A 26,744-nucleotide genomic window follows, 5' to 3' on the forward strand; every position below is an offset into this window, starting at 1 on the left:
CGGGGATGGCTCAGTTGGCGAGCGTGACTTCCCACATGCGCTGCTTGGACTGCCAGGCTTCGAAGCCCTTGACGCGCTTGGACAGGGCGTAAGGCTCGACACCATTGAAGGTGAAGATCATCGGCACCTCGGCGATGTAGCGCTTGTGCAATTCGTCGAAGAGCTTCTGACGCTCGGCCTTGTCGGCGACCACCATCGCCTTGTCGATCAGGGCGAGCGCCTGCGGCTCCTCCCAGATCTTGCGGGGCTGCTTGTCCTTATTGCCGGAGAACTGCTCGAATCCGAGCGCCGGATCGAAGCGCGACGAAAACGAGAAGGCCTGCATCTGGTAGTTGCCCTTGTTGTAGCGGTCGAGCTGGGTCGCCCATTCCAGCACCTCGATCTCCGCCTTGATGCCGATGGCCTGCAGCATGGACTGCGCGACGACCGCCTGCGGGAAGCTCACCGCGGTCGGGCGCTTATTGGCGAGGATGGTGATGGTCTCGCCCTTGTAGCCGGATTCCTGAAGCAGCTTCTTTGCCTGCGCCGGGTCGTATTTGAAGCCCTGCTTCTCGACATCGCCGAAATAGGACGAGCCGGGATAGAGCGGCGAGTTGTTCGGCTTGGCGAGATCGGCCGAGGCCGCGGAAACCAGCTCGTCATAATCGATCGCGGCGGCGATGGCCTGGCGCAGCTTGACGTTCTTGAGCAGCGGGTCACGCGTCTGGATCAGCAGGCCATGGCGCACGGCATTGGTCCCGACCTGGACGGTCAGGCTCGGCGCCTTGCGCAGCTCATCGACATCGCTGTTGAGGATGCCACCCATGTCGATGGCGCCCGAGAGCAGGCCGGCCTTGACCGTCGCGGGGTCGCGCACGATCAGGAATTTCACATCCTTCACTAGCGGGCGCTTGGAGCCGAGATAGCCGTCGATCTTGCCGTCGGTCTTCGGCGATGCGTAGTCCTCGAAAGCGCTCATCGTGTAAAATTCGTTGCGCTTCCACTCGCCCATCTTGAATGGGCCGGTGCCGATCGGCTTGTCGAAGGAGCCGTCGGCCTTGACCGAATCCTTGTGGATCACGGCGGCCATGGCGCAGTCGGTGCGGGCCAGCGCGTCGAGGAAGAGCGCGTTGGGCGCATTCAGCTTCATCGTCACGGTATTGGCGTCGAGAGCTTCCACCGCCTCGACCTTGAGCCCATTGCGGCCGTCGAACTCGGTCAGGCAGCGCCAGTCCGTCTTCGGATCCATGTAGCGGTTCCAGCTCCACAAGACGTCCGCCGAGGTCAGGGGGGCGCCGTTGTGGAACTTCACGCCCTTGCGCAGGGTGAAGGTGTAGGTCTTGCCGTCCGCGGAGACGTCGATCTTTTCTGCGAGCAGCGGGCCGGGCGTGCCGCCCTCGTCATAGCCGACGAGACCCTCGACCATTTGCAGCACGAAATCGTCGGTGTTGTCGTCGCGGTTGACGCCGGGATTGATGCTGCGGACATCGGCCGGGACCGAAACAGTGAGCGATTGTGCGGCAGCGGGGCCAGCCATTGCGGCGAGCATGAAAGCGGAAGCGAGCACACGGTTCATAACGGTCCCCTTATTGTTTGTTTTAGGTGGTGCTCAGGCGGCCCTGGCCGCGCCGGCACGTCGGCGGGCGAGCACATCGGCAAAGAAATCCTGCACGCGCGGCACGGCCCTCAGGCCGTCATGAGCCATGTTGGGCACGAGATCGAAGCGCACCGACACGCCCGCGGCCTCGAAGGACTTCTGCAGGCTCGCCAGCCGCTCGGGGCGCGTCGCGCCGGCATGGTTGGCGTCTGGCATCCAGTTGCGGCCGCCCTGCTTGTGGGTGATCTCCCAGGTCTCGAGATCGGCCGCACCGACGATCATCTGCACCGGAACCTGGCGCATCGCCTCGATATCGGGAGCCACGCCGAAGAGCTGCGCCATGTTGCGGGTGCCGACCCACCAGTCGCGCGTCGGGTCGAGCAAGGTCACCGAACCCGGCGCACCGATCGAGCAGGCCCAGAGCTTCTGCGGCTGCAGCAACAGGAAGCGATGGGCGAAATGGCCGCCGCCGGAATAGCCGAACAGCGCGAAGCGATCGATGCTCAGGCCATAACGCTGCGCCACCTCGTCGACCATGGCGAGCAGGACATGATCATAACGGATCTCGCCCTCGCGCATATATTTGAAGCCGTCGCGATTATCGTCGCCTAGCACGCCGATCGGAAACAGCGGCGCCAGCACGACGCAATTGTTCCAGCGCGCGAATTCCTCGAAGGCGTCGCGATAGCCAGTGAAGCCGCGCCCGGTGCCGTGCATGGCGACGACGAGTTCCGGCGGCTCACCGCCCTGCCCCAGCGTCTTTGGCACATAGAGGCAATAGCTGAAGCGCGGATCGGCCTTGCAGGCGATCACCGGGGTCGGGCCGAGATCGTAGAGCGCGCGAGCGATCGCGGCGGCATCGTCCAGCTGGGAGGAGGCGGTTGCGGGAGCGGTCATGGCGCGCCTTTCAATTGGCGTAATAATTGGCGCCAATTATGTTGCATGTTATTATGGGGCTCGCAACGGCCCGATGCGACAAATCTGGAATCTGCTAAAGACACCCGATGACGACTCGTCCGATCCGCCAGAGAGAGAAGCGCGCGCTGGCCAGCGAGATTGCGCAAGCGATCCATATGCGCGCCTACCGGCCGGGCGAATGGCTGCGCCAGATCGACCTCGAGGAGGCCTTCAAGGCGACGCGTTTCGACGTGCGCAGCGCGCTCGATGAACTGGCCGTCCGCAAGACCATCGAGCATGTCCCCAATCGCGGCTACCGTGTCGCCGAGATCGACCTGAAGACCCAGCGCGCGATCCGGGACACCCGCATCATCCTGGAGACCGCCGCTGCGCCCGGCATCGTCGCCGGCATCGATGCCGCGACGATCGCGCGACTGAGCGAACTCGCCGATCGCTTCAGCCAGGCGGTCCTGAGCGGCACGCGCATCGAGCAGAGCGAGATCAACAGCGCCTTCCACCATCTGATGTACGCTGTCTCCGGCAACCCCGTGCTCGAAGAGACGATCTGGGGGCTGCGGGACCGCTCGCGCGGCTCCTCCGTCACGGTCTGGAGTTCGCATCAGGCGCTGCTCAACAGCGACCGCGACCACCACGCCATGGTCGAGGCCCTGCGTGCAGGTGACGCGACGCGCCTCGCCGGGCTGATCGCCCATCATATCGTCAAGGACATGATCGAGGCGCAGGCGCACGCTCAGCCATCGACCGAGACCTCCCAGAGCCGGGGCAGCGAGGTCAGGGACGAGGTGTAGCCCTTGACCCGCTTCGAGAAGGCGCCGCTGACGATGCCGTTATAGAGCATCACCATCGGCACATCGGCGATGAAGCGCTTGTGCAGTTCGTCGAAGATCGCCTGACGCTCGGCCTTCCCCGCAACGACCATCGACTTGTCGAGCAGCGCCTGCACCTGCGGATCGTCCCAGAGCTTGCGCGGCTGCTTGTCCTTCGGCCCGGTCATCGATTCGAAGGAGAGCGACGGATCGAGCCGCCCTGAATAAGGGAAGGCCTGAATCTGGTAATTGCCCTTGTTGTAGCGGTCGAGCTGCGTCGCCCATTCCAGCACTTCGATCTCGACATTGATCCCGGCCGTCTTCAACATCTGCTGGGCGATGACGGCGGCGTCGAAGCTGTTCGTGTAGCGCTTGTTCGCCAGCATCACGATCTTCTCGCCCTTGTAGCCGGCATCGGCGAGCAACTTCTTCGCTGCTGCGGGATCGTATTTCACGCCCTGCTGTTCGACCGGGCCGTGATAGGCCGAAAGCGCCGGAACGATCGACTGATTGGGCTTGCCGATGCCGTCCGTCACCGCGCCGACGAGTTCGTCGGTGTCGATCGCAGCCGCGATGGCGCGGCGCAGCTTGACGTTGCCCATCACCGGGTCGCGCGTCTGGATGATCAAACCGACAAGGCCCATGCTGGAAACGACGGAGAGCGAGACCTTGCCACCCTTCTTGAGCTCGGCGACATCGGCATTGGCGACATCGGGGACGACATCGACGTCGCCGCGCTCCAGCGCTGCCTTGGCGGTGGCGCTGTCGGGGATGATGACGAAACGGAGCTCGTCGACGAGCGGCCGCTTCGCCCCGGTCAAACCGTCGATCTTGCCAGGCAGGGATGCGTAGTCGGCGAAGCGCTCCAGCTTGATGTATTCGCCGCGCTTCCACTCGCCGAGCTTGAACGGGCCGGTTCCGATCGGCTTGTCGAAGCTGCCATCGGCCTTGACGGAATCTTTGTGCAGGATGCCCGTCATGGCGCAGTCGGTGCGCGCCAGAGAGGTCAGGAACAGCGCGCTCGGCTTGTCCAGCGTGAACACGACGGTGCGGGCGTCGGGTGCGGTCACGGTCTCGACCTTCACCGTGCCGCGCCCGTCGAATTCGGACAGACAGCGCCAGTCCGTCTTCGGATCCATGTAACGGTTCCAGCTCCAGACCACGTCTTCCGAGCTCAGGCTGGCGCCGTTGTGGAACTTCACGCCCTGGCGCAGCGTGAAGCTGTAGGTCTTGCCATCGCCGGAAATCTCGACCTTTTCGGCGAGCAGCGGCTTGGGCAAGGCATCCTCGCCATAGGCGACCAGCCCCTCGACCATATGGAGCACGACGCCGTCGGTGTTGTGATCGCGATTGACGCCGGGATTGATCGAACGGATATCGAAGGGCAGCTGGACGCGCAGGCTGCTCGCCTGCGCCGAAGCGGTGATCGTCACGCCCAGCATGAAGCCGGCGGCGAGACTTGTAGCGAGACTTGTAGCAGGACCTGCGAACCACGAATTCCATCGACGCATCGGCATGTTCCCCTCTTTTTTATGACGAGCTGTTCGGCCGGTGTGTGGATTCCGCTATTCGGCGGCCTGCGCGAGCGTGACCGGCTCGTCCGTCAGGCTGTAGCGCGTGAAGACCCGGTTCAGCGCCGGTAGCAGCGCGACCTCCATGCTCCCCTTGCCCGGCTCCATGATCACCATCGCGACGGTGGCCGAGAGATTGCCGGCATCGTTGAGGCGCGGCGGCCGGCAGACCGAATGGGGGGTGAGGAAATCATCGAAGAAGGCGTGCTTGAGATCAGCGACCGTCAGCTTCTCGCCGGCCTCGTCGAGCAGCTTCTTCACCCGCCAATCGCGGTAGAAGCTCTCGGGGACGCGCGGCGTCCCGGTATCCCTTAGTTTCGTCAGCGCGACCTGGCCGACCCAGTGATTGGCGTGCACGATCAAGCCCTCGCTCGGATAGATCGGGAAGGCCTCGTCCGGCGCACATTCGAAATCGATGGCGAAGCCCTTCACCGTCGAGAGCATCATGTTGTTCGAGCAGGCCTTGGGTGTGGTCGCGACCGCTTTGATCGCAAAGGCGAGATGCTCCTGCTCAAGCACCTTGCGGCGGATCAGGGCGAGCGGCACGCCCACTTGCGTGAAATCGCGCTCGGATTCGAGATAGTTTGCGGTGATGCTGATGCCGGCCGCATTGGTGCCGCAGCGGGCGAGGCCGCCGGCCTCGACGAAAGTCAGGAAATCCGGCCCGTCCTCGCGGCGCACGCGCAGCACGATCGCGGTCTCGGCACATTCCGCCTTCCAGTCCCAATTCTGGCCGTGGATCAATTCGCCGCTGGCGCTGCGCTCGGGCAGGATCACCGCACCGGTGCAGCCATCGTCGAGCTCCTCGGTCTCGGTGATCGGCGTGCTCTTGATGAGCTTGGCCTTGGCGATGACCTCGGTGCGGGCATTGATCATGACGATGTCTTCGAGCGGCACCTTGGCGCCGTCGGCGATGCCGCGCATCTCCTCGATGTAATGCGCACCGAAGGCCTCGATCTCGCGGGCGAATTCGGCGATCAGGGCCGATTTCGCGGCGGCGTCATAGCCGAGATCCCCAAGCTGGCTGCCATAGAGCTCGATCGAGCGCTTGACGCGCTGCGGCACGGCAGCGCCATGCTGGCGGCCGCGTTCATAGGGCGTGCCGGAAACGTCGACGAAGGGGCAAGGTTCAACCATGGTCGGGACTCCGCAGTAGCGCGCTGGCGCACCGTCAATCCTTGATGTATTTCATTGCCAACTAAGACAATCAAGAGTTTTTCAATGACGACCCCCACCCGGCTGCAGCAGGATATCGCCGAGCGCATTCTCCAGATGGTGCGCGAGGATGGCCTGGAGGCCGGCGCCTGGCTGAATGAGAACAGCGCCGCGCGCCGCCTGAATGTCTCGCGCACGCCGGTCCGCGCCGCCCTGGACTATCTCGCCGGGCAAGGTGTCGTGCGGCGCCATCCCAACAAGGGCGTCGAGTTGCTGAGTACGCCGGCGACGACCGCGGGCAATGGCGGGAATCCCGACGCCACCGAACTCGCCATGGTCAAGATCGCCCATGACCGCGAGACCGGGCAGCTTCCCGACGACATCTCCGAGCTGGAGGTGATGCGGCGCTACGATCTCGGCCGGCCCGAGGTCCAGCGCCTCCTCGCCCGCCTCGCCGACCTCGACATGGTCGAGCGCAAGCCCGGTTATGGCTGGCGCTTCCTGCACAATCCGCGCGACCCTTCAGCCCATGACGAACGCTACCGCTTCCGTCTGCTGATCGAGCCGATGGCGCTGCTGGAGCCTGGTTTCTCGCTCGAACAGGGCTGGATCGATGAGATGCGCGCACGCCATCGCGAGACGCTCGAGCGCCCCTGGCGCGAAGCCTCCAGCATCGGCTTCTACGAGATGAACGCCGATTTCCATGAGGGATTGGCGGCGGCCTCGGGCAACCGCTACATCCACTCGGCAATCCGGCGGCAGAATCAGCTGCGCCGCCTGTCCAATTACGACTGGGTCTTCGGCTTCGAGCGCGTCGTCGTGAACTGCCGCGAACATCTGCAGATGCTGGACTGTCTCGAAGCCGGCGACCGCGAACTCGCCTCAGCCCTGATGCGCAGCCATCTCCAGCGCGCCAGCCAGCTCCGCCGCGCCAACGGGTTCGACTGAACCGCGAAACGGCATCATCGAACAGATATTGTCTTTTGTATCTAATAAAGACATCATGATCGTCCCGCTTCGCCGAGGACCGATCATGACCGCCCATGCCGCCCCGCCCCAGCCCCACCTCGCCAACCGGCGCGATGCCTTCTGGATGCCGTTCACGCCGATGCGTGGTTTCCAGCGCGAGCCGATGCTGTTCGAAAGCGCTGAGGGCATGCATTACGTCACGCCGGAAGGCCGGCGCATCCTTGACGGCATGGCCGGGCTCTGGTGCGTCAATGCCGGCCATGGCCAGCCCCGCATCGTCGAGGCCATTCGCGAGGCAGCCGGCCGGCTCGATTTCGTCTCCTCCTTCAAGATGAGCCACCCAGCCGCGGAAGCCTATGCGGAGCGGCTCTGCGAGTTCGCGCCCGAGGGCATCGACCATGTCTTCTTCGTCAATTCGGGCTCGGAGGCCGTCGACACCGCGCTGAAGATCGCCCGCGCCTACCACCATGCCCGGGGCCAGGCCGGCCGCACCAAGCTGATCGGACGCCATAAGAGCTATCACGGCGTCGGCTTTGGCGGCCTCTCTGTCGCCGGCATCGGCCGCCACAAGGCCGCCTTCGGCCCGCTGCTCGCCGATGTCGCCCATCTGCCGCTGCCCTATGACCGCGCCAGCATGGCCTTTTCGCGCGGCCAACCGGAGGGCGGGGCGAGCGCATCCGAGGCGCTGGAGACCTTGCTGCAGATCCATGATCCCTCGACCGTCGCCGCCGTCATCGTCGAGCCCGTCACCGGTTCGGGTGGCGTCTACCCGCCGCCCAAGGGCTATCTCGAACGCCTACGCGCGATCTGCGACAAGCACGGCATCCTCTTGATCTTCGACGAGGTCATCACCGGCTTCGGCCGGCTGGGCACGCCCTTCGCGGCCCAGGCCTATGGCGTTAAGCCCGATCTGATGAGCTGCGCCAAGGGCATGACCAACGGCGCCGTACCGATGGGCGGCGTACTCGTCGCCGGCCATGTCTATGAGGCCTTCATGGCCGGGCCGCCGGAGGCGGTCGAGCTCTTCCACGGCTATACCTATTCGGCCCATCCGCTCGCCTGCGCGGCAGGCCTCGCGACGCTCGATATCTTCGCCGAGCAGGATCTGCTCGGGCGCCTGCGCGGCGTGCTGCCGCTCTGGGAGGATCGCGCCCACCGCCTCAAGGGCGCGCCGCATGTCGCGGATATCCGCACGGCCGGGCTGCTCTGCGCCATCGATCTCTCGCCACGCCCCGGCATGGAGGGCGCGCGCGGCGGCGCCTGCGCCAAGCTTTGCTACGACGCCGGCCTCTTGATCCGCAATGCCGGCGACACGCTCGTGCTGTCGCCGCCGCTGGTCATCGCGCCCGACGAGATCGAGACGATCTTCGCGACGATCGACGCCGCCTTGTCGCGGATCGGTTGAGAGGCTCGGTCAGGAGAGCTGCGGGCCGCCGGCCCGCAGCAGCCCCCTCGCCGTCCCGGTCAATCGTTCCCCGCCGCCCGCGCGAACGACGATGGTCTCACTGAAGCCGAGCCCGCCGGCTGAGACATACATGTGGAAGACCATACCCTCCTCCAATCGCCACGTCGCATTGGGCAGGAAGACGCGCGAAAAATCGCTCGAGCGCGGCGTCCGTGCGTAGAGCCCGAGCGTATAGCCGCTGACATTGTCGTAAGCCTGCCGCAGGCGCTCGGTGAGCACCGCCTCGCGCAGGACGGCGTCGACCTCGCCAGCGAGAGCGCCCGGCCGCATCGCCGCGAATTGCCGGTCCTGCAAAGCGACAAGCCGCTCGGCCAATGGCGCAAGACCGCGCCGGTCCGAGCCGATCAGCACCGGCCGCATCAGCCTTGCGCCATAATTCGCAACCCTCGGGATCAATTCAACATGCAGCACGTCGCCATCATCAAGCGGCTGCGCGGTCATCACGCCATGCAGGAATTCGTGATCGCCGATGCCGGGCACGATCGGCCCCGTCTCGCCGGTATCGGCGCCGTTCTCCAGGAAGCTCGCAGCCGCGATCGCCGCCGCCGCACGCGGTGACAATCCCGGCTGCGCCTTCGCCACGATGGCCGCCATGGCCTTGTCGGCGATCCCGGCCGCCTGCGCGAGCAATCCGATCTCGGCCTCGGATTTGACCTGGCGCAGCAGGTCGCCGGCGCCCGGCATGTCGACGAAACGCGCCTCCGGGAGGAGCGCCTGGAGCCGGTCGCGCGTCGCAGCCGTGAAGCCATAGGAGTTGTGGTCGGCCCCGATCCGGGAGGCGGCATGGCCCCGGGCGCGGATCGCCTCGGCCATCACCGCATGCGGCGCGGCCGTGTCGGCAAAGCCTCGGATGTCGGAAAACCAGCAGGCGTTGCGGCAGGGCTGCGCATCGAGCTCGCGCAGGACGAACCAGGGTTCGCCCGCAAGCGGCAGGAAAGCCGCGCGATACATCGTCTCAGAGACGGTGTAGCCGGTCAGCCAGGCCAGGCATTCCGCATGATCGACCAGAAGGAGATCGACACCGGCCTCGACCATCGCCGCCCGCGCCCTGGCGACGCGGCTTGCGAACTCCCGGGGCGCGAACTCCTGGGGCGCGAACTCCTGGGGCGAAAACATCGTTCAGGCGATCTCGCAGATGTCGAGGATGCAGAGCATGTAGATCCGGATCATGGCGAGGTAGTCGACGATCTCGACGCGCTCATCGGGCATGGTGTTGTAGCGCCCGCCCGGCCCGCAGACGATGCCTTCCATGCCGAGCTCCGCATAGAAATGGCCGGCATCGGTGCCGAAGAAGCCGGGAGGCGCGATCGCCCCCGTCGGCTGCGCCTCGCCGCGCACCTCCTGATAGGCGGCGTTGATCGTCTTGACGATGCGGGCGTCCCTAGCGACCTCGAAGGCCGGCATCGACCTGTGGCCCTCTTCCTTCTCGGTGCGGATCGTCGCTTTCAAACCGGGGAAGCGCGCCTCCAGCGCATCGAGCTCGCGGCGCATATCGGCGATGGCCCCGGCCTCGGTCTGGCCCGGCGCATAGCGCCCCGAACCCTTGATCCGGGCGAAGTCGGCGACCTGCGGCGCACGCCATTCATGTAGCTCCTTGCCGAGCGCACCGCGAACCACGCCGACATGGACGCGGTTGATCGAGCGGTGCTCGTCGGATTTCGCGCCGGAGAAGGTCATGGCGTTGAGGCGCGGGATCAGGTCGCAGGCCGCGACGATGGCATCGACCGCCTGTTCGCGCTTGGAGAGATGGCGGGTGTTGCCGGTCAGCTCGATGACGAAGGTGAAGGCGCAGGCATGCATGGTGATGGCCTGCAGGTCGCTCGGCTCGGAGTTGATGAAGTAGTCGGCCTTCACCCCGTTCCTGATCGCCGCGACCGTGCCGACGCCGCCCTGCAATTCGCCGACGACATAGGTCAGCACGACATCGCCCTTCAGCTTCACGCCGGCGTCGATCAGCGTCTTGACCGCGCAGAAATAGGCAGCATCCCCCGCCTTCATGTTGGAGACGCCGATGCCGTAGATGAACTCCTTGTCGACGAGCCCACCCCAGGGATCGACCGTCCAGCCCTCAGTCGCCGGGTTGGTGTCGAGATGGCCGTTGAACAGCAGGCTCTTGCCGCCGCCTGTTCCCTTCCAGCGGCCGATGGCGTTGACGCGCTCGCCGACGACCGGCTGCAATTCGGCCTCGATGCCGATCTCGCGCATCTTGTCGGCCATGAAGGCGGCGAGCACGCGCTCGCCTTCCGTCTCCGAATAGCTCTTGTGGCGCGCCATGGCGCTGAGGAAATCGAGGGCGGCTTTCTCGTCGAGACGAGCCAGGAGGGCAGCGCGATCCATCGTCAAATCCTTGGAAGCTCAGATGCGGGAGCGGCAGGGGCCGGAACGGCCTCGATCAGCGAGCGGGTATAGGCATGGACCTGCCCGCCCGAGAGGTCGGCGACATCGACGAGATCGACGAGGTCGCCGCGATACATCACCGCGATGCGATGCGCGATCTGGCGCACCAGGTTGAGATCATGGGTGATGAAGAGATAGGCGGTGCCGAAACGCTTCTGCAGATCGACCAGAAGCTCCACCACCGAGGCCTGCACGGAAACGTCGAGCGCCGAGGTGATCTCGTCGCAGATCACCAGCTTTGGCCGCGAGGCGAAGGCGCGCGCGATCGCCACGCGCTGCTTCTCGCCGCCGGACAGTTGGTGCGGATAGCGCTCGGCATAGGCCGCCGGCAAGCGCACCTGTTCGAGCAACTCCCCGATCGCCTTTGCGTCCTCGCGTTGCTCGACCGTGCCGTAGAGCGCCAGCGGCCGCGACAGGATCTCGCGGATGCGCTGGCGCGGATTGAGCGAGGAATCGGGGTGCTGGAAGATGATCTGGACATCGCGGCGATAGGCCCGGTCCATATCCTTCAATCCGCCGATCGGGCGGCCGGCGAAACGGATCTCGCCCTCGAACGGGTTCAGCCCCGTCAGCGCCCTGGCAAGCGTCGATTTGCCCGAGCCGGATTCGCCGACGATGCCGAGGATCTCGCCCTCGCGCACGGAGAGGCTGATGTCGCGATTGCCGGTGAACTGGGTGTTCTCGCGACCAAGCAGCTTCGCCAGGAAGGGCTTGCGGCCATAGCGGACGCTGACCTTGTCGACCTCGACCAGCGCCTTCGCCTCGGTGCCCGGGCCCGCCTCGACAAGGCGATGGTCCGGGCGCGGCACGGCGGCGAGCAGCTTTTGTGTATAGGCGTCCCGCGGGTTGGCAAAGACCTCGTCCACCTTGCCCTGCTCGACGATGCGGCCGCGATGGATCACCGCAACGCGATTGGCGACGCGCGAGACCAGAGCCAGATCATGCGAGATGTAGAGCGAGGCAACGCCGGTCTCGGCCTGCAACTCGCCGAACAGATCGAGGATCTGGCGGGCGGTGATGACGTCGAGCGCCGTCGTCGGCTCGTCGAAGATGATGCATTCCGGCTGGCAGGCGAAGGCGGTGGCGATGACCACGCGCTGCTTCTCGCCGCCCGAGGCCTCATGCGGATAGCGCCGCATCATCTCTGCCGGGACCTTCAGGCCGACGCGGGCAAGCATCGCCTCACCCTCAGCCCAGGCCTGCTTGCGCGTCAGGCCGCGATGATGTTCCAGCACCTCGGCCAATTGCTCACCCAGCGGCAAGGTCGGGTTGAGCGAGGTGCTCGGATCCTGGAAGACCATGCCGATGCGCCGGCCGCGAATGGCCTCGATCTCAGCCTCGCTGGTCGTGGTCAACTCCTTGTCGATCAAGCGGATGCGGCCAGCCTCCCGGGCGCTCTGCGGCAGATGGCGCATGATCGCCCAGGCGAGCGAGGTCTTGCCGGAGCCGGATTCGCCGACGAGACCGAGCACCTCGCCCTTGGCGACGCTCAATGTGACCGCGTCGAGTGCGCGAGTGAAGCCGGCGGGCGTAGCGTAGTCGAGGCAGTAGCCGGCGATGTCGAGGATCGGCGTCATGGTCGGCCTCATGTGCGCGGGTTGAGCGCGTCGCGCAGGCCGTCGCCGAGCAGGTTGAAGCCGATCGCGACGAAGGCGACCGCCAGGCTCGGCCAGAGGATCATCCACGGGCTCAGATGCATGAAGCGCCGGGCCTCGGCGACCATCAGCCCCCATTCCGAGGCCGGCGGCTGTGCGCCGAGACCAAGGAAGCTCAAGGTCGCGAACAGCATCACGGCAAAGGCGACGCGGATCGTCATCTCGACGATGATCGGCGCCACGACATTGGGCAGCATCTCGCGCCAGACGATGAAGCGCGCGCTCTCGCCGCGTGCGATGGCGGCGTTGACATAATCCTGCTTGCGCACGGCAAGCGCGACCGAGCGCGTCACCCGCGCCATGCCGGGCGTGAAGGCAATAGCGATGGCGAGCAGCGCGTTCCAGCTGCTCTTGCCGAGCAGGTTGACGATCAGCAGGGCCAGCAACAGGCTCGGGATCGCCATCACCGCATCGACGGTACGCATGATCGCCTCGTCGCTGCGACCACCGAGAAAGGCCGAGATCGTGCCGATCACGGCGCCAGCCAGCGTGCCGAGCGCGGTCGCGAACACCGCCATCACCACGGTGGCGCGCGCGCCATGCAGCAGGCGGCTCAGGATGTCGCGGCCATATTGGTCGGTACCGAGCCAGAACAGCGCGCTCGGCGGCTTGTAGCGCTGCAGGGGCGCGAGGCTTTCAGGGTCATAGGGCGCGATCCACGGGCCCATGATGACCACGAGCAGGATCAGCCCGACCAGGACGAGCCCGAGCGCTCCCTGCGGCGAGCGCAGCACGCGGCGCAACAGCTCAATCATACTGGATTCTCCGGTCGAGCCGGGCATAGGCGATGTCGGCGAGGAAACTGGCGATGGCGTAGGTCGCGGCCATGATCAGCGCGCCGGCCTGGATCGAGGGCAGATCACGGCTCTGGATCGCGACGATGAGCTGGCGGCCGATGCCGGGCAGCGCAAAAATCTCCTCGACCACGATGACGCCGCCGAGCAGATAGCCGACATCGAGTGCCACGATCGTGATCGTCGGCAGCAGCGCGTTGCGCAGCGCGTGCTTGTAGAGAACCGTGCGCTTCGGCAGCCCCTTGAGGCGGGCGGCGCGGACATAATCGGTGTGCAGCACATCGACCAATTCCGAGCGCACCATGCGCGAGACATGCGCGATCAGGATGACCGAAATGGTCAGCACCGGCAGGACGAGATGCCTGAGGCCCTGCAGCGGGTTCTCGGTCAGCGGCACATAGCCCGTCGCCGGCAGCCATTGCAGCCAATCGGCCAGCACCAGCACGACCAGCGTGGCGGTGACGAATTCCGGCAGCGAGACCCCGATATAAGAGATCACGCTGACCAAAAGATCGGCGATGCGGCCGCGCCTGACGGCCGCGATGATGCCAAGCGGCAGGGCCAGCACCAGCATCAGCACGATCGAGAACAAGGCGAGCAGCAGCGAGCGGCCGAGCGCCTCGATCATCACCGGTCCGACCGGCTGGCCGGTGCGCATCGAGACGCCGAAATCGCCTCGCAGCACACCGGCGAGCCAATGGCCGTATTGAGCCCAGATCGACGCGTCGAGGCCCATCTTGGCGCGCAGCGCGCTGAGCGCTTCAGTCGTCGCGTTCTCACCCAGCATCATGACGGCCGCGTCGGCCGGCAGGATCTGGGTGATCGCAAAGACGATGAGCGACACGACAAGCAGCGTGTAGCCGACCAGCACGATACGCTTGAGGATATAGGCCGGCGACACGCGCGCTTGCCCCTCAGGCGCGCTTGGGCGCATTGGCGCCCAGCGAGACATGATCGAGCCGGAACACCGCGCCGCGCGGATGCAATTCATAGCCCTGCACCCAGTCGCGCCGGGCGGCGAGCAGATCGAAGAAGGTCGGGATGATCGACGGCACTTCCGTATTCATCAGAGCCTGAGCCTGCCCATAGAGCTCGCGGCGCTTGGCCTCGTCGACCGTCGCGCGCGCCTCGTTGACCAGCTTGTCGAAGGCGGCGTTGTTCCAGCGCGTCTCGTTCCAGGCGGCGTTGGAGGTGTAGAGCAGCGCGAAGATGGCGTCGGCCGTCGGCTGCATGTTGTAGAAGCCGACATAGAACGAGCCCTTCTTCCAGACCTGATCGAGATAGGTCGCATGCGGCATCGTCTCGACATTGATGCGGAAGCCGGCGGGCTTGGCCATCTCGCGCAGCGCAACCGCCATCTGGGTGCGCAGCGAGGGACGATCGGAGGCGATCAGCGTCGCCTCGATGCCGTTGGGATAGCCGGCCTCGGCCAGCAGCGCCTTGGCCTTGGCGATGTCGGGCTTCTTCAGCGCCTGCTCGGAATAGAAGCGATAGGCGGCATTGAGAGGCGTGTCGTTGCCCGGCGTGCCATAGCCCTCGGTGACGAAGTCGACCATCGCGGTGCGGTCCACCGTCAGGGCCAGTGCCTGGCGCACGCGCACATCGTTGAAGGGCTTGGTATCGCAACCGAAATTGACGTTGCAGAACTGGCCCGAGGCCACGCGCAGCCCCTTGACGCCGGCAGCCTTCTCCAGACGGCCATACTCGGTCGGCTGGGCAGTCGAGATCAGGTCGGTGTCGCCGGCGATCAGGGCCGAGCTTTCGGCGCTGATGTCGGGATAGACCACGACATCGACGCGATCGAGATAAGGCCGCGCCTTGTCGTAATAGGCGTCGTTGCGGGCGACTACGATGAGCCGCTCCGGCTCGAAGGAGACCAGCTTGAACGGTCCGGTGCCGACAGCTTCGCGGTCGAGACGGCCAAGGCCGGCCTTGATCACGGCGGCGGGCACGATCTTGGCGTTGGTATAGGCCAGCGCCACCGGCAGGTCGGCATAGGGCGCCGAGAGGGTGAAGACGACGGTGGCGTCGTCCTTGGCGGCGACCTTGCTGATCGGGCCGACATTCTGGCGCGCCGGCGAGGCGGTCTTGGCGTCGAGGATCGCCTCGAAGGTCGCGACCACGTCGGCGGCCGTGAAGGCGCTGCCGTCATGGAAGGTCACGCCCTTGCGCAGGACAAAGGTCCATTCGAGCAGGTCGGCGGAGTTGCTCCAGGATTCGGCCAGGTCCGGCTCGACGCTCATATCGACCTTGAGGCGTGTCAGCGCGGAATAGAGCAGCTCCGAGACCAGATATTCCGGGTTCACCCGGGTCACGAGCGGGTTCAGCTTGGCTACGGCCTGGTCGACGCTGACGCGCAGCGTGCCGCCCCGGCGGGGAGCCTGGGCCTGTGCCACGGCATCGAAGCCGGTCATGGCGAAACCGCTGAGCGCAGCGGAGGCGGCGAGGAAATGGCGACGATTGACGCTCGGCATGGGGCGCTCCTTCAGCTTTGGGACGAGGTGTTTTCGGGGATCAATTCAGGCGCGAAATCGGCCGCGAGATAAGCGAGGACGCTGCGCGCCAGGGCGACCACATCGGCTGTCGTGGTGTGTTCGCCCGGCGCATGGATGTTGCGGCTCGGACGGCCAAGCCCGCCGAGCAGCACCTCCTGCATGCCAGTAGTGCGCTGGACCCAGCCGAAATCGGAGCAGCTCGCAGCGCCCCATTTGCGGAACTCTTCAGGCGCATAGCCAAAGCCCTGCCCCATCGCGCGCTGCCAGCGCGGCCAATGCGGCCCGGTCGGATCGGAGGTCAGGGCGAGATGACCGACCAGGGCAGTTTCGACGCTCAGCCCCGGCGTCTTGGCGACTGCCTCTCGGACCACGGCCTCGATCTCCGCCAGCGCCTCCTCGAAACGCTCCTCGGGCGCATAACGGCGGTTGATCGTCAGCTCGAGCAGCGCCGGCACCTGTCCCCCGGCTGTGCCGCCATTGATCGTCGCGATGTTGAGCTGCGCCGCAAGCGCCGGCTTGCCCGGTGGCGGTGGCAGAGCCGAAAGGCGCGTCGCCACGCGCGCCTTCAGCACCACCAGCGCATCGAGCAATGGCAGTGCGCCCTCGATCGCGTTGAGGCCGGAGCCGGAGCGATTGCCCTCGCCGGCATGCACCGCCTGGCCTCGCAGCCGGACCAGCAGGTTGAAAAGACCAAAGCAGCCGGCCCAGATGCGGGCCTCCGCGCTGCCATTGAAATTCAGGACATGGCCTTCGAGGCGGCCCTGCTCGGCGAGATAGCGAATACCCGGAAAGAGCCCGCCTTCCTCGTCGGTGCAGAACAGCAGCATCGGATCATAGGCGAGGGCCACATTGCAGGCTTCCGCCGCGCGCAGCGCCAGCAGCACGGCTGCGATGCAGCCCTTCATATCGGCGGCGCCGAGCCCGATCAGTTTGTCGCCGTCGCGCGCCATGCGCAGCGGATCGCCCTGCCAGCCGGGCGCGGCCGGCACGGTGTCGACATGGAAATACAGACCACAGACCGGCTTGCCGCTGCGCCGCGTCGAGACGAGGTTGGTCCGGGGACCGAATGCCGGGCCGCCCGGCACTTGCCAAAGCGCCTCGGGCACCACGACGCGCTCATGCGCGAAGCCAAGCGGTGCGACCAGCCCCTCCATCAGATCGGCGAAGGCGTCATAGCCTCGCCCCGGCGGAAACGAGGTGTCGACTGCGATCATCGCGCCGAGATCGTTGGCAGCGCTTTCAATCTCGCCAGCGATCCACGCCATGGCCGGCGCCAAGGCTGAAGCATCCTGTCTCGGGGCGGAAGCGGAGGTCATCGCGATCAGCGCGCCGAGACGGCGCTTGTCGCGCGCAACCACGATCTGCGATGGAGACGCTGCGCGGGCCAAACTGGCGTCGCCATTTGCAAGAACCTCGCATTCATATAAACTATATAGAAATAGGGACGAGCGCATGCCTGCTGTCAATGCCAAAAAAACGACGGCCGCAGCCTCCGAACCCGCCACGCAACGGGCAAGCGCCCAGCCCACGCTTCCCAACCTGGCCAATAGCGACGCCGCCCCGCTTTACGAGAAGGTGAAGCGCCATATGTCGGAGGCCATCCTGGTCGGCGAATGGCAGCCGGGAATGGTGCTTCCCAACGAAACCGCGCTTGCCCAAGGTTTCGGCATTGCGGTCGGCACGGTGCGCCGGGCGATGAGCGATCTCGTCGCGGAAGGCCTGCTCTCGCGTCGGCGCAAGACCGGCACGGTGGTGACCGGCCGCAGCCCGCATCACAGCCTGCGCTTCTTCTTCCAGTATTTCCGGCTGCATCGCGCCGATGGCAGCCTGACGCGCTCGACCAGCCAGATGCTCAGCGTGGAGCATACGCAGGCAACGCCCGAGCAGGCCGCACTGCTGCAGATCAAGCCGGAGGCCGAAGTGGTGAAGCTGCACCGCATCCGCCATGCTGACGGCAAGCCGGTGATGCATGACCGTTTGGTCCTCGCGGCGGAGCGCGTGCCCGGCCTGCCGCGCGATCCCGCCGCCCTGCCCCAATTGCTCTACTTGCATCTGCTGGAGCGCTACGGTGTCCGCATCTCGGCCGTGCGCGAGCAGATCGCGGCCGATCTCGCCAATGACGAGGACATCGCCCTGCTCGCTCTCACCGGGCGCGAGGCCGTGCTGACGATCGAGGAAGTGGCCTATGACCAAGCCGGCGTGCCGACCATCCTGGGCCAGCACCGCGCAACCACCCGCGCCCATATCTACGTCAACGAGGTGCGTTAGAGCGCACGGCTTATACTCGGAATCACGCCGTCATTCCGGGCGCAGCGAAGCGAAGACACAGGAATCCATCGCAAAGCGACGAACTCTACGATGGATTCCGGATCGGCGCGGCTACGCCGCTTGTCCGGAATGACGCTCAGGTTCCAAGCGGGACGGCGTGGTTCGGGCGAACTCTACCCGACGCTAGGCGACGACCGTCGGCTCCGTCCGGCCCGTACGCTCCGCCAGTTCCGCTATCGCCGCGGCAGCCTTCGCGAGGGGCTCCAGCACGGCCGCCGGGTCGAGCCCGTGCCGCGCCGGGTCCGGTTCGAAGCGCTCCAGATAGATCCTGAGCGTCGCGCCCTTGGTGCCCGTCCCCGACAGCCGGAAGACGATGCGGGCATCGTTGTCGAACAGGATGCGCAGGCCCTGGCGCTCGGTCACGGAGCCGTCGACCGGGTCGGTGTAGCTGAATTCATCGGCAGCAGTGACGGTCATGCCGGCGAAGCTCTGCCCCGGCAAGGTCGTGAGCCTGCTCCTGAGCCCGGCAACGAGGTCGGCAGCGACCTTGCTGTCGATCTCCTCATAGTCATGGCGCTGGTAGTAATCGCGGCCATAGCGGCGCCAATGATCAGCAACGATCTCTGTCACCGATTGCTTGCGCGCCGCCACGATGGAGAGCCAGAGCAAGACCGCCCAGACGCCGTCCTTCTCGCGGATATGGTTCGAGCCCGTCCCCGCGCTTTCCTCGCCGCAGAGCGAGATCAATCCCGCATCGAGCAGCGAGCCGAAGAATTTCCAGCCCGTCGGCGTCTCGTAGAGCGGCAGGTTCAGCCCCTTCGCGACGCGGTCGAGCGCGCGGCTTGTCGGCATCGAGCGAGCGACGCCCTTGAGACCTGCGGCATAGCCCGGCGCGAGATGGGCATTAGCGGCGAGGATCGCAACGCTGTCGCTTGGCGCCACGACCTGGCCGCCAGGTCCCACGATCAGATTGCGGTCGCCGTCGCCGTCGGAGGCCGCGCCGAAATCGAGCTTCTCCGATCCCGCCATCGCCGCGATCAATTCGGCCGCATAGACCGGGTTCGGGTCCGGGTGCAGCCCGCCGAAATCGGGCAGCGGCACCGCATTCATGACGCTGCCTGCAGGCGCGCCCAAGCGCTCCTCGAAGATGCGCTGGCCATAGGGACCGGTCACCGCATTCATGGCGTCGAACCGCATCCGGAAGCCTGAACGCAACAGGGCACCGAGCCTGTCGAAATCGAACAGGGTCTGCATCAGCGCGACGTAATCGGTGACCGGATCGATCACCTCGACAACCTGGCCCGAACCGAGCGTGGTGGTCCCGATCGTTCCCAGCGCAAGCTCGAGACCGTCCGCAATCTGGTATGCTGTGATCTCGCGCGTGCGTGCGAAGATCGCCGTGGTCACAGCAGGCGCTGCCGGCCCGCCATTATCGGCATTGAACTTGATGCCGAAATCGCCATCCGGCCCGCCTGGATTATGGCTCGCCGACAGCACGATGCCGCCTTGCGCGCCGCGCTTGCGGATGATCGCCGAGACGGCGGGCGTGGACAAAAGCCCGCTTTGGCCCACGACGATCCGCGCGACACCATTGGCGAGCGCCATGGCGACGATGACGCGGACGGCCTCGGCATTATGGAAGCGGCCATCGCCGCCCAGGATCAGCGTGCCGCCACGCAGTTCGGGAACGGCATCGAAGATCGATTGAACGAAGTTCTCAAGATAATGCGGCTGCTGGAAAACCGGGACCGCCTTGCGCAGGCCCGACGTGCCGGGCTCCTGATCGGGAAAGGGGCTCGTCTCAATGCGGAGAATCCGCAACGCGTTCGACATGCTGACTCCGGATAGGCGGGAACACTATGGGCAAGAACGACCTGGGGCAGGAACGATCTGGCCTGACTAGCACGAAGCTCATGCCGCTGGCAGCCCAGGCCCACTAAAGGCTAGGGGCGGAACAACGCAAAAATCTGCAAGCCGATCGCACCTACACTCCAAGCATCGACGGTGCGGGTTCTCTGTCGCCCATAAACTGGCAAGGGTCGCCCGCCACGCCCGAGCCAAGAATCTATCGCTTGGAACCCGTCACTCGGCGCTCAAATTTCCGAATGCTAGCGCATGCCTCGCAACGCAGATGCGGTCTTGGCCTGTTTCTTGCGCGAGCGAAATCGAACACTATGATTACCAAGAATTTAATGTTATCGTTGAAACGCGGTATATCGAAAGCGTTCTCATGATCTGGCTGGCGCTGATCTATGGAATGGGCGGTGTGTGGCTCGGCCTGAACTCAATCATGGAGTTGCCGATGCGCCGCGTCACTTGGAGCGATGCGATCGCGATCGCATTCGTCAGCGCAGGATGGCCGCTCATCCTCGCTTCGCTCGGCGCATTCGCTCTTTTCCATCGGATGCCCAAGCAAGTTCGCGCCGTGTCTCGCGGCATCAACGTCATCGACCAGCACAACCGCCGATTCTAATCTTGCCGTAGAACGCCTGCATATAGGGGCGGGTAACATCTCCCTGCCCACAACGCTTGACATTGGCAGATGCGTAGAGGGGCTCGTTTCTATCGCAAACAGCCCACGAAGCAGGAATCGGCATGTCCGCGTCGCAATAGCGAAGCGGGAAGAGCCCTGACCGTCCCGCCAAACGCAAGGAGACCGCGCCAGATCTGACAGGCGCGATCACCACGCCGCATTATAGCGTGTTAGACGCGGTGCGTCGGCGTCAGTTGCAGACCGTGACCCGGCGAGTCACGACGTAGCCCCAAGGGTCGTAATAGCGCCGCCACACAGGGTAACAATCGCCGCTGTAGTAATTATTGTAGTAATAGGGCGCCCCCAAAGCGAGCGCGAAAGCCGGGCCGCCGAAGAAGCGGTTGCCGTGGAAATGCCGGCCAAAGGCGAAAGCCGGCCGGCCGGCAAAGCCGCGATGCGCAAATCCGCCGCCGCGGAAACCCATGCCACCACCGTGGAAGCCCCCACGATGGAAGCCGCCGCCATGGGGCCGCGCCTCTGCGGGCGCCGACCATGCGATGACGCCTGCGGACATCACTGCCGCGGCGAGCGCGGCGGCAGTTGTTTTGCTGATGCTGAAGGTCTTGCTGATGCTGAATGTCGAGATCATGACGGTTCTCCCATCACAAATAGCCTCGCCCTAGACTGAAATCTCGGCCTTCTCGTATGAACATACAATGAACGTTAACCATGACTCGGAGCTTGGGAGCTGTCGCCACGATCACATCCCGGTGACCGCTCGCTCCAGCTCACGCTCGTGCAAATGCCGCCGCTCTCCGGCATCGACCCGCCATCCATCAGAAGGCCGCGCGCTGCCCGCTCACGCCCCCGGCAGGCGATAATCCTTGAACTGCTCGCGCAGCGCCGTCTTCTGAATCTTGCCCGTCGCGGTATGGGGGATCGCCTCGACCAACACGACATCGTCGGGCAGCCACCATTTCGCGATCTTGCCGGTCATGAAGGCGAGCATCTCCTCCTTGCCGGGCGTCCGGCCGGGCTTGGGCACGATCACCAGGAGCGGCCGCTCATCCCATTTCGGGTGGGCGACCCCGATGACCGCGGCTTCAAGCACATCGGGGTGACCGACCGCCAGGTTTTCAAGATCGATCGAGGAAATCCACTCGCCACCTGACTTGATCACGTCCTTGGAGCGGTCGGTGATCTGCATGTAGCCGGCGGCATCGATGGTGCCGACATCGCCCGTATCGAAAAAGCCCTGCTCGTCGAGGATCGGCTCGTCCTCGCGGCGGAAATAGGCGCCCGCCACAGCGGGCCCGCGCACCTTGAGCCGGCCGAAGGTCGCGCCGTCCCAGGGCAGGTCCTTGCCTGCATCGTCGGTGATGCGGAACTCGACGGTGAAGGGCGGATGGCCCTGCTTGACCTTGAGGTCATAGAGCGCCTCGCCTTCGAGATGCTGATAGATCGGCTTGACCGAGCAGAACGAGCCGATCGGGCTCATCTCGGTCATGCCCCAGGCATGCGAAACGGTGACGCCGTATTTAAGCTCGAAGGCCTCCGTCATCGCACGCGGACAGGCCGAGCCACCGATGACGACGCGCTTCAGCGTCGAGAGGCCCGCACCTGTCGCCTCCAGATGCTGGAGCAGGCCGAGCCAGACCGTCGGCACCGCCGCCGTGCAGGTCACGCCCTCCGTTTCCAGCAGCTCGAGCAGCGAAGCCCCGTCGAGCTTGGCGCCCGGCATGACCAGCTTGGCCCCCGTCATCGGCGCGGAATAGGCCAGCGACCAGCTATTGGCGTGGAACAGTGGTACCACCGGCAGCACCGTGTCGCGCGAGGACAGGCCGAGATAGTCGGGCGTCGCGCAGGCCATGGCATGCAGCACATTGGAGCGGTGCGAATAGAGCACGCCTTTGGGGCCGCCCGTGGTGCCCGAGGTGTAGCAGAGCCCGGCCGCCGTGTTCTCGTCGAGCTTTGCCCAGGCGAAATCGTCATCGGCCTCGGAGAGCCAGTCTTCATAGGCGACCGCGCCCCTCAGCGAGGTCTCGGGCATATGGGCGGCATCGGTCAGGATGACGAAACGCGCGACGCTCGGAATCTTCGTCTGCAACTGCTCGACCAGGGCTACGAAGGTCAGGTCGAGGAACAGCATTCTGTCGCCGGCATGGTCGATGATCCCGGCGATCTGCTCCGGGAACAGGCGTGGATTGACCGTATGCGTGATCGCCCCCATGCCGCTGATGCCGTACCAGAGCTCGAGATGGCGGTCCGTGTTCCAGGCTAGCGTCGCGACCCTGTCGCCCGGCGCCATGCCTTCCCGGCCGAGCCGCTTGGCGACCTGCAAGGCGCGGCGGCGCAATTGCGCATAGGTCGTGCGCCTGATCGAGCCATCCTCCACCGCCCGGCTGACGACCTCGCGTGTGCCATGCTGGATCGCAGCATGGTCGATGATCCGGTGCAGCAGCAGCGGCCAGTCCTGCATCAAGCCGAGCATCGGCTCCTCCCCTGCAATCTTGTTTGTTGTTGCGGGCAGAATAGGCGCAAGCCACACGGATATGAAAGCGGGGCTCGCGCCCAGGAGCGAGATGGTTTAGGTCGTATCAATTCCGCCCGGAGAGCCCGAAGCCCGTGTCCGCCTCCAACCTCGCCCCGAGCCTTGAGCCTGCCGAGCCCGATCGCGTCTGGTTCCGTTTCATGCGGCTGCACCAGCGCATGCTCATGCAGATGACGGCACGAATCCGGACGCTCGGGCTCTCGATCCCGCAATTCGATCTGCTCTCGACGCTGACCGAGCGCGAGGGCATCAGCCAGAGCGAACTCGCCGAGCGTCTCTACGTCACCAAGGGCAATGTCTCGGGCCTCGCCGACCGCCTCGTCCAGGCCGGCCTCGTCGAACGTCGGGCGATCGCCGGCGACCGGCGCTCCTATGCGATGCACCTGACCCCGGAAGGCCGCAGGCTGGCCGAGGCCGGTATCGCCGCGCAGCGCGATTTCGTCGCCAGCACGCTGGGCAAGCTGCCGGGCGACGACCTCGCCGAGCTCGACCGCCTCGTCAAGGCCTGGCGCGACCTGGCCCGCGCCGTCGACGCCAGCTGACGCCACCGGCCGCGCCAGCACGGCATGAAGAAGGCTGCGAGATGAGCGCGACGATCGATCTCACAGCCTCCGCAACGAGCCTGAGAGAAGCGCTTCTCGCGCGCCGTTTCACCGCGAGCGACCTGCTCGAAGCCAGCCTCGCCCGCATCGATGCGCTCAATCCCGGCCTCAACGCCGTCATCGCACAGGATCGCGACCTCGCCCGCGCCGCGGCGCGCGAATCCGACAGGCGCATCGCTTCCGGCGCAGCCCGCCCCTTGGAAGGGCTGCCCATCACGATCAAGGACGCCTTCGACGTCGCCGGCCTGCCCTCCTCCGGCGGCTTGCCGGCCTATCGGGAGCGCATCCCGGCGGAGGATGCGACCGCCGTCGCAAGGCTTCGGGCAGCCGGCGTCGTCATCATCGGCAAGAGCAATGTCCCGGTCTTCTCCGGCGATTTCCAGAGCTACAACCCGGCCCATGGCGTGACCAACAATCCCTGGGACGCAGCCTGTTCGCCCGGCGGCTCCTCGGGCGGTGCAACAACAGCGGTCGCGACCGGCATGTGCGCCTTCGAACTCGGCTCAGATCTCGGCGGCTCGATCCGCTGGCCGGCCCATGCCTGCGGGGTTTTCGGTCTCAAGACGAGCTGGGGGCTGGTCTCGACCTGGGGCGCGATTCCCCCGCCGCCCGAGCGGCGCACGCTGCGCAATCCCGACCTTCTTGTCGCCGGGCCGATCGCGCGGGCAGCCGGGGATCTCGATATGATCTTAGCCGTGCTGGCCGGCCCGCGCGACGCGACCGCGCCCGGCCCCGTGCTGACACCGCCCCGGCGCGAGACGCCGCAGGGCCTGCGGGTGGCGCTGTGGGCCGAAGACCCCTTCGCCCCGGTCGATCGCGACGTCTCCGACGCAGTGCGCGAGGCAGCGCGGCAATTGCAGGCTGCGGGCGCGACCGTCGACGAGACCGCCCGGCCCTCGTTGCGCTTCGCGGAGGCCTTCGAAGTCTATGCGCTGCTCAACCACGCCGTCGTCGCCTATGGCCTGCCGCCAAAGATACGCGCCCGCATCCAGGCGCAGGCCTCAGGCTTCAGCCCCAACGACCTCTCGCATCAATCCCTGCAGGCGCGCGGCGCGCGGATGACGCCGGGCCTCTATCAGCAGCTCTCCCAGCGCAGGCTGGCGCTGAAGCGGCGCTGGGCCAGCTTCTTCACACGTTACGACGTGCTGCTCTGCCCGCCGGCGCCCGTGGCTGCGATCCCGCACGACCATACGCCCGACATCCATGCCAGGCGATTGAGCGTGAACGGCGAGCCCCGCCCCTATCTCGATTTCCTGCTCTGGGCCTCGCTCGCCACAGGAGCGGACCTGCCTGCCTTGAGCGCGCCGGTGCGGCTCTCGAAGGCGGGATTGCCGCTCGGCGTGCAGGTCATCGCGGCGGCCGGCGAGGACCGCATGGCGATCGCCGTCGGCGCCATGCTGGAGCGCTCCGGCGCCGGCTATCGCGCCCCGCCCGGGACCCGCTCAATATCCTGACGCGGCCAAGCCGCCCCGCGCCAGAGTCTGCGCAGGCCTGCGTGAAAATCGCTCAGCTTTTGCGCCGAACCCGGTCTATGCTCGCATAAGCAATCCATAAAGATCGGGAACCGCACGATGCTGTCCAACCTCGCCGTCCGCGACATCGAGACCCTCGTCCATCCCTATACGAACCTCGCGACGCATCGCGAGGTCGGCCCGCTCGTGCTCGAGAGCGGCAAGGGCGTCTATGTCTACGACACCGCCGGCAAGGAATATATCGAGGGCATGGCGGGGCTGTGGTGCACCTCGCTCGGCTACTCCAATCAGGAGCTGATCGAGACCGCCACCGAGCAGATGAAGAAGCTGCCCTTCACCCATATCTTCGGCGGCCGCAGCCATGATCCGGCGATCGAGCTGGCCGAAAAGCTGAAGGAAATCGCTCCGGTTCCGATCTCGAAGGTCTTCTACGGCGCGTCGGGCTCCGACGCCAACGACACCCAGGTGAAGATCGTCTGGTACATGAACAATGCGCTCGGCAGGCCGCAGAAGAAGAAGATCATCTCGCGGCTGAAGGGCTATCACGGCGTCACCGTCGCCTCGGCCTCGCTGACCGGCCTGCCCAACAACCATATCGATTTCGACCTGCCGCTGCCGGGTATCCTGCACACCTCCTGCCCGCATCACTATCGCTTCGCCGAACCTGGCGAGAGCGAGCAGGATTTCTCGTCGCGGCTTGCAGCCGAGCTCGAGGAGATGATCCTGCGCGAGGGGCCCGACACGGTCGCCGCCTTCATCGCCGAGCCGGTGATGGGCGCCGGCGGCGCGATCCTGCCGCCGGAAGGCTATTTCGAGAAGATCAACGCGATCCTGGCGAAATACGACATTCTCTTCATTGCGGACGAGGTCATCACCGGCTTTGGCCGCACCGGCAACATGTTCGGCACCACGACCTATGGCATGAAGGCCGATACGATCTCGCTCGCCAAGCAGATCACCTCGGCTTATTTCCCGCTGAGCGCGGTGATGCTGAGCGAGCAGGTCTATGACGTGCTCGTCGACCAGAGCCGCAAGATCGGCGTCTTCGGCCATGGCAACACCTATGCCGGCCACCCCGTCGGCTGCGCGATCGCGGTCAAGACACTGGAGATCTACCAGCGCGAGAAGATCGTCGACCATGTCCGCAAGGTCTCCCCGACCTTCGTCAGGCGGCTGGAGAAGCTCGGCGAGCATCCGCTGGTCGGCGAAGCGCGTGGCGTCGGCCTGATCGGCGGCGTTGAACTGGTCAAGGACAAGCAGACCAAGGCCCCGTTCGAGACCAAGAAGGGCGTCGGAGCCAAATCGGTGGTCTTCGCGCAGGAAGAAGGCCTGATCACCCGCGCCATGGGCGACCGTGTCGCCTTCTGCCCGCCGTTGATCATCACCGAGGCCGAGATCGAGGAGATGTTCAACCGCTATGAGCGAGCCCTGAACAAGACGCTTAACTGGGCCAAGGCCGAGGGCCTGCTGGCGGCCTGAGCCGCCTCATTCATAATTGTGGCGGCCGGTTACGGCCGCACATAATTCGACACGGGGAGATCACGATCCCGCCGCGCCAGCGGCGGGATCCTTTGCCA

Annotated in this window: 22 protein-coding genes; 8 read left to right on the forward strand and 14 right to left on the reverse strand. The window is 65.6% G+C overall.

Annotated features, from left to right (window positions below):
* Nucleotides 1-10 precede the first annotated feature (10 nt).
* On the reverse strand, nucleotides 11-1,555 hold the full coding sequence (locus BMZ97_RS08455) for an ABC transporter substrate-binding protein (RefSeq protein ID WP_092167460.1): 1,545 nt from the start codon (nucleotides 1,553-1,555) through the stop codon (nucleotides 11-13).
* Nucleotides 1,556-1,588: 33 nt separating this feature from the next.
* A complete protein-coding gene (locus BMZ97_RS08460) occupies nucleotides 1,589-2,473 on the reverse strand; it encodes an alpha/beta hydrolase family protein (protein ID WP_092167462.1) in 885 nt (294 codons plus the stop codon).
* Between the two features lie 107 nt (nucleotides 2,474-2,580).
* Here BMZ97_RS08460 and BMZ97_RS08465 point away from each other — a divergent pair, with 107 nt between their 5' ends.
* A complete protein-coding gene (locus BMZ97_RS08465; RefSeq protein WP_092167463.1) occupies nucleotides 2,581-3,282 on the forward strand; it encodes a GntR family transcriptional regulator in 702 nt (233 codons plus the stop codon).
* On the opposite strand, the gene BMZ97_RS08470 is transcribed toward BMZ97_RS08465, so the two are convergent.
* Together BMZ97_RS08470 and BMZ97_RS08475 are read right to left on the reverse strand one after the other, a co-directional pair.
* Entirely contained in the window at nucleotides 3,225-4,817 is a 1,593-nt protein-coding gene (locus tag BMZ97_RS08470; RefSeq protein ID WP_244546306.1) for an ABC transporter substrate-binding protein, read from the reverse strand. The genes BMZ97_RS08465 and BMZ97_RS08470 overlap by 58 nt on opposite strands.
* Nucleotides 4,818-4,865: 48 nt before the next feature.
* On the reverse strand, nucleotides 4,866-6,008 hold the full coding sequence (locus tag BMZ97_RS08475; RefSeq protein ID WP_092167465.1) for a C45 family autoproteolytic acyltransferase/hydolase: 1,143 nt from the start codon (nucleotides 6,006-6,008) through the stop codon (nucleotides 4,866-4,868).
* 84 nt (nucleotides 6,009-6,092) lie between these two features.
* On the opposite strand from BMZ97_RS08475, the gene BMZ97_RS08480 reads away from it, so the two are divergent.
* Complete coding sequence (locus BMZ97_RS08480; protein ID WP_092167467.1) at nucleotides 6,093-6,974, forward strand: GntR family transcriptional regulator; 882 nt, start codon at nucleotides 6,093-6,095, stop codon at nucleotides 6,972-6,974.
* 85 nt (nucleotides 6,975-7,059) lie between these two features.
* Nucleotides 7,060-8,400, forward strand: a complete 1,341-nt coding sequence (locus BMZ97_RS08485; RefSeq protein WP_092168803.1) for an omega-aminotransferase AptA — start codon at nucleotides 7,060-7,062, stop codon at nucleotides 8,398-8,400.
* A 9-nt stretch (nucleotides 8,401-8,409) separates the two neighbouring features.
* On the opposite strand, the gene BMZ97_RS08490 is transcribed toward BMZ97_RS08485, so the two are convergent.
* From BMZ97_RS08490 to BMZ97_RS08520, 7 genes are read right to left on the reverse strand one after another with little or no spacing between them, the layout of a single operon-like run.
* Nucleotides 8,410-9,576 (reverse strand): M24 family metallopeptidase, encoded by a 1,167-nt coding sequence (locus BMZ97_RS08490; RefSeq protein WP_092167469.1) that lies wholly within the window; start codon nucleotides 9,574-9,576, stop codon nucleotides 8,410-8,412.
* A gap of 3 nt (nucleotides 9,577-9,579) precedes the next feature.
* On the reverse strand, nucleotides 9,580-10,797 hold the full coding sequence (locus tag BMZ97_RS08495) for a M20 family metallopeptidase (protein ID WP_092167470.1): 1,218 nt from the start codon (nucleotides 10,795-10,797) through the stop codon (nucleotides 9,580-9,582).
* Nucleotides 10,798-10,799: 2 nt separating this feature from the next.
* Nucleotides 10,800-12,434, reverse strand: a complete 1,635-nt coding sequence (locus BMZ97_RS08500; RefSeq protein WP_175525481.1) for a dipeptide ABC transporter ATP-binding protein — start codon at nucleotides 12,432-12,434, stop codon at nucleotides 10,800-10,802.
* A gap of 8 nt (nucleotides 12,435-12,442) precedes the next feature.
* Nucleotides 12,443-13,267, reverse strand: a complete 825-nt coding sequence (locus tag BMZ97_RS08505) for an ABC transporter permease (protein ID WP_092167474.1) — start codon at nucleotides 13,265-13,267, stop codon at nucleotides 12,443-12,445.
* Nucleotides 13,260-14,207, reverse strand: coding sequence for an ABC transporter permease (locus BMZ97_RS08510; protein WP_069692897.1), 948 nt, complete (start codon nucleotides 14,205-14,207; stop codon nucleotides 13,260-13,262). The genes BMZ97_RS08505 and BMZ97_RS08510 overlap by 8 nt, the downstream gene beginning before the upstream one ends.
* A gap of 13 nt (nucleotides 14,208-14,220) precedes the next feature.
* Nucleotides 14,221-15,780, reverse strand: a complete 1,560-nt coding sequence (locus tag BMZ97_RS08515) for an ABC transporter substrate-binding protein (RefSeq protein ID WP_092167475.1) — start codon at nucleotides 15,778-15,780, stop codon at nucleotides 14,221-14,223.
* An 11-nt stretch (nucleotides 15,781-15,791) separates the two neighbouring features.
* Nucleotides 15,792-17,066, reverse strand: coding sequence for a M20 family metallopeptidase (locus BMZ97_RS08520; protein WP_244546307.1), 1,275 nt, complete (start codon nucleotides 17,064-17,066; stop codon nucleotides 15,792-15,794).
* A 187-nt stretch (nucleotides 17,067-17,253) separates the two neighbouring features.
* Between BMZ97_RS08520 and BMZ97_RS08525 the strand changes: the two genes are divergently transcribed.
* Nucleotides 17,254-18,069 (forward strand): GntR family transcriptional regulator, encoded by an 816-nt coding sequence (locus BMZ97_RS08525; protein ID WP_092167477.1) that lies wholly within the window; start codon nucleotides 17,254-17,256, stop codon nucleotides 18,067-18,069.
* A 183-nt stretch (nucleotides 18,070-18,252) separates the two neighbouring features.
* On the opposite strand, the gene BMZ97_RS08530 is transcribed toward BMZ97_RS08525, so the two are convergent.
* Nucleotides 18,253-19,890 carry an alpha-D-glucose phosphate-specific phosphoglucomutase gene (locus BMZ97_RS08530; protein ID WP_092168809.1) on the reverse strand — a complete coding sequence of 546 codons (1,638 nt, stop codon included), beginning with the start codon at nucleotides 19,888-19,890 and terminating at the stop codon, nucleotides 18,253-18,255.
* A 409-nt stretch (nucleotides 19,891-20,299) separates the two neighbouring features.
* On the opposite strand from BMZ97_RS08530, the gene BMZ97_RS08535 reads away from it, so the two are divergent.
* A complete protein-coding gene (locus tag BMZ97_RS08535; RefSeq protein ID WP_092167479.1) occupies nucleotides 20,300-20,542 on the forward strand; it encodes a hypothetical protein in 243 nt (80 codons plus the stop codon).
* Nucleotides 20,543-20,792: 250 nt separating this feature from the next.
* Here the strand turns inward: BMZ97_RS08535 and BMZ97_RS08540 are convergent, their stop codons facing one another.
* Nucleotides 20,793-21,191 carry a hypothetical protein gene (locus BMZ97_RS08540; protein WP_092167481.1) on the reverse strand — a complete coding sequence of 133 codons (399 nt, stop codon included), beginning with the start codon at nucleotides 21,189-21,191 and terminating at the stop codon, nucleotides 20,793-20,795.
* 210 nt (nucleotides 21,192-21,401) lie between these two features.
* Nucleotides 21,402-23,033 carry a long-chain-fatty-acid--CoA ligase gene (locus BMZ97_RS08545; RefSeq protein ID WP_092167483.1) on the reverse strand — a complete coding sequence of 544 codons (1,632 nt, stop codon included), beginning with the start codon at nucleotides 23,031-23,033 and terminating at the stop codon, nucleotides 21,402-21,404.
* Nucleotides 23,034-23,233: 200 nt separating this feature from the next.
* Between BMZ97_RS08545 and BMZ97_RS08550 the strand changes: the two genes are divergently transcribed.
* The 3 genes from BMZ97_RS08550 to BMZ97_RS08560 all read left to right on the forward strand — a co-directional run bounded on the left by BMZ97_RS08550 (nucleotide 23,234) and on the right by BMZ97_RS08560 (nucleotide 26,646).
* A complete protein-coding gene (locus tag BMZ97_RS08550) occupies nucleotides 23,234-23,635 on the forward strand; it encodes a MarR family winged helix-turn-helix transcriptional regulator (RefSeq protein WP_092168812.1) in 402 nt (133 codons plus the stop codon).
* 41 nt (nucleotides 23,636-23,676) lie between these two features.
* Nucleotides 23,677-25,149, forward strand: coding sequence for an amidase family protein (locus BMZ97_RS08555; RefSeq protein WP_092167485.1), 1,473 nt, complete (start codon nucleotides 23,677-23,679; stop codon nucleotides 25,147-25,149).
* Nucleotides 25,150-25,266: 117 nt separating this feature from the next.
* On the forward strand, nucleotides 25,267-26,646 hold the full coding sequence (locus BMZ97_RS08560) for an aspartate aminotransferase family protein (RefSeq protein ID WP_092167487.1): 1,380 nt from the start codon (nucleotides 25,267-25,269) through the stop codon (nucleotides 26,644-26,646).
* Nucleotides 26,647-26,744: the final 98 nt, after the last annotated feature.

This window comes from Allobosea sp. OK403, assembly GCF_900113835.1.
In the GTDB taxonomy this organism is placed as follows: Bacteria; Pseudomonadota; Alphaproteobacteria; order Rhizobiales; family Beijerinckiaceae; genus Allobosea.

Bases quoted from the DNA above. Each gene is read 5' to 3' on its own strand.
- BMZ97_RS08500 (WP_175525481.1), bottom strand. From the start codon at position 12,434: ATGACGCCGATCCTCGACATCGCCGGCTACTGCCTCGACTACGCTACG.
- BMZ97_RS08480 (WP_092167467.1), top strand. From the start codon at position 6,093: ATGACGACCCCCACCCGGCTGCAGCAGGATATCGCCGAGCGCATTCTC.
- BMZ97_RS08520 (WP_244546307.1), bottom strand. From the start codon at position 17,066: ATGGCGTGGATCGCTGGCGAGATTGAAAGCGCTGCCAACGATCTCGGC.
- BMZ97_RS08470 (WP_244546306.1), bottom strand. From the start codon at position 4,817: ATGCCGATGCGTCGATGGAATTCGTGGTTCGCAGGTCCTGCTACAAGT.
- BMZ97_RS08560 (WP_092167487.1), top strand. From the start codon at position 25,267: ATGCTGTCCAACCTCGCCGTCCGCGACATCGAGACCCTCGTCCATCCC.
- BMZ97_RS08555 (WP_092167485.1), top strand. From the start codon at position 23,677: ATGAGCGCGACGATCGATCTCACAGCCTCCGCAACGAGCCTGAGAGAA.
- BMZ97_RS08460 (WP_092167462.1), bottom strand. From the start codon at position 2,473: ATGACCGCTCCCGCAACCGCCTCCTCCCAGCTGGACGATGCCGCCGCG.
- BMZ97_RS08455 (WP_092167460.1), bottom strand. From the start codon at position 1,555: ATGAACCGTGTGCTCGCTTCCGCTTTCATGCTCGCCGCAATGGCTGGC.
- BMZ97_RS08550 (WP_092168812.1), top strand. From the start codon at position 23,234: ATGCGGCTGCACCAGCGCATGCTCATGCAGATGACGGCACGAATCCGG.
- BMZ97_RS08485 (WP_092168803.1), top strand. From the start codon at position 7,060: ATGACCGCCCATGCCGCCCCGCCCCAGCCCCACCTCGCCAACCGGCGC.
- BMZ97_RS08525 (WP_092167477.1), top strand. From the start codon at position 17,254: ATGCCTGCTGTCAATGCCAAAAAAACGACGGCCGCAGCCTCCGAACCC.
- BMZ97_RS08515 (WP_092167475.1), bottom strand. From the start codon at position 15,780: ATGCCGAGCGTCAATCGTCGCCATTTCCTCGCCGCCTCCGCTGCGCTC.
- BMZ97_RS08540 (WP_092167481.1), bottom strand. From the start codon at position 21,191: ATGATCTCGACATTCAGCATCAGCAAGACCTTCAGCATCAGCAAAACA.
- BMZ97_RS08475 (WP_092167465.1), bottom strand. From the start codon at position 6,008: ATGGTTGAACCTTGCCCCTTCGTCGACGTTTCCGGCACGCCCTATGAA.
- BMZ97_RS08465 (WP_092167463.1), top strand. From the start codon at position 2,581: ATGACGACTCGTCCGATCCGCCAGAGAGAGAAGCGCGCGCTGGCCAGC.
- BMZ97_RS08495 (WP_092167470.1), bottom strand. From the start codon at position 10,797: ATGGATCGCGCTGCCCTCCTGGCTCGTCTCGACGAGAAAGCCGCCCTC.
- BMZ97_RS08505 (WP_092167474.1), bottom strand. From the start codon at position 13,267: ATGATTGAGCTGTTGCGCCGCGTGCTGCGCTCGCCGCAGGGAGCGCTC.
- BMZ97_RS08490 (WP_092167469.1), bottom strand. From the start codon at position 9,576: ATGTTTTCGCCCCAGGAGTTCGCGCCCCAGGAGTTCGCGCCCCGGGAG.
- BMZ97_RS08545 (WP_092167483.1), bottom strand. From the start codon at position 23,033: ATGCTCGGCTTGATGCAGGACTGGCCGCTGCTGCTGCACCGGATCATC.
- BMZ97_RS08535 (WP_092167479.1), top strand. From the start codon at position 20,300: ATGATCTGGCTGGCGCTGATCTATGGAATGGGCGGTGTGTGGCTCGGC.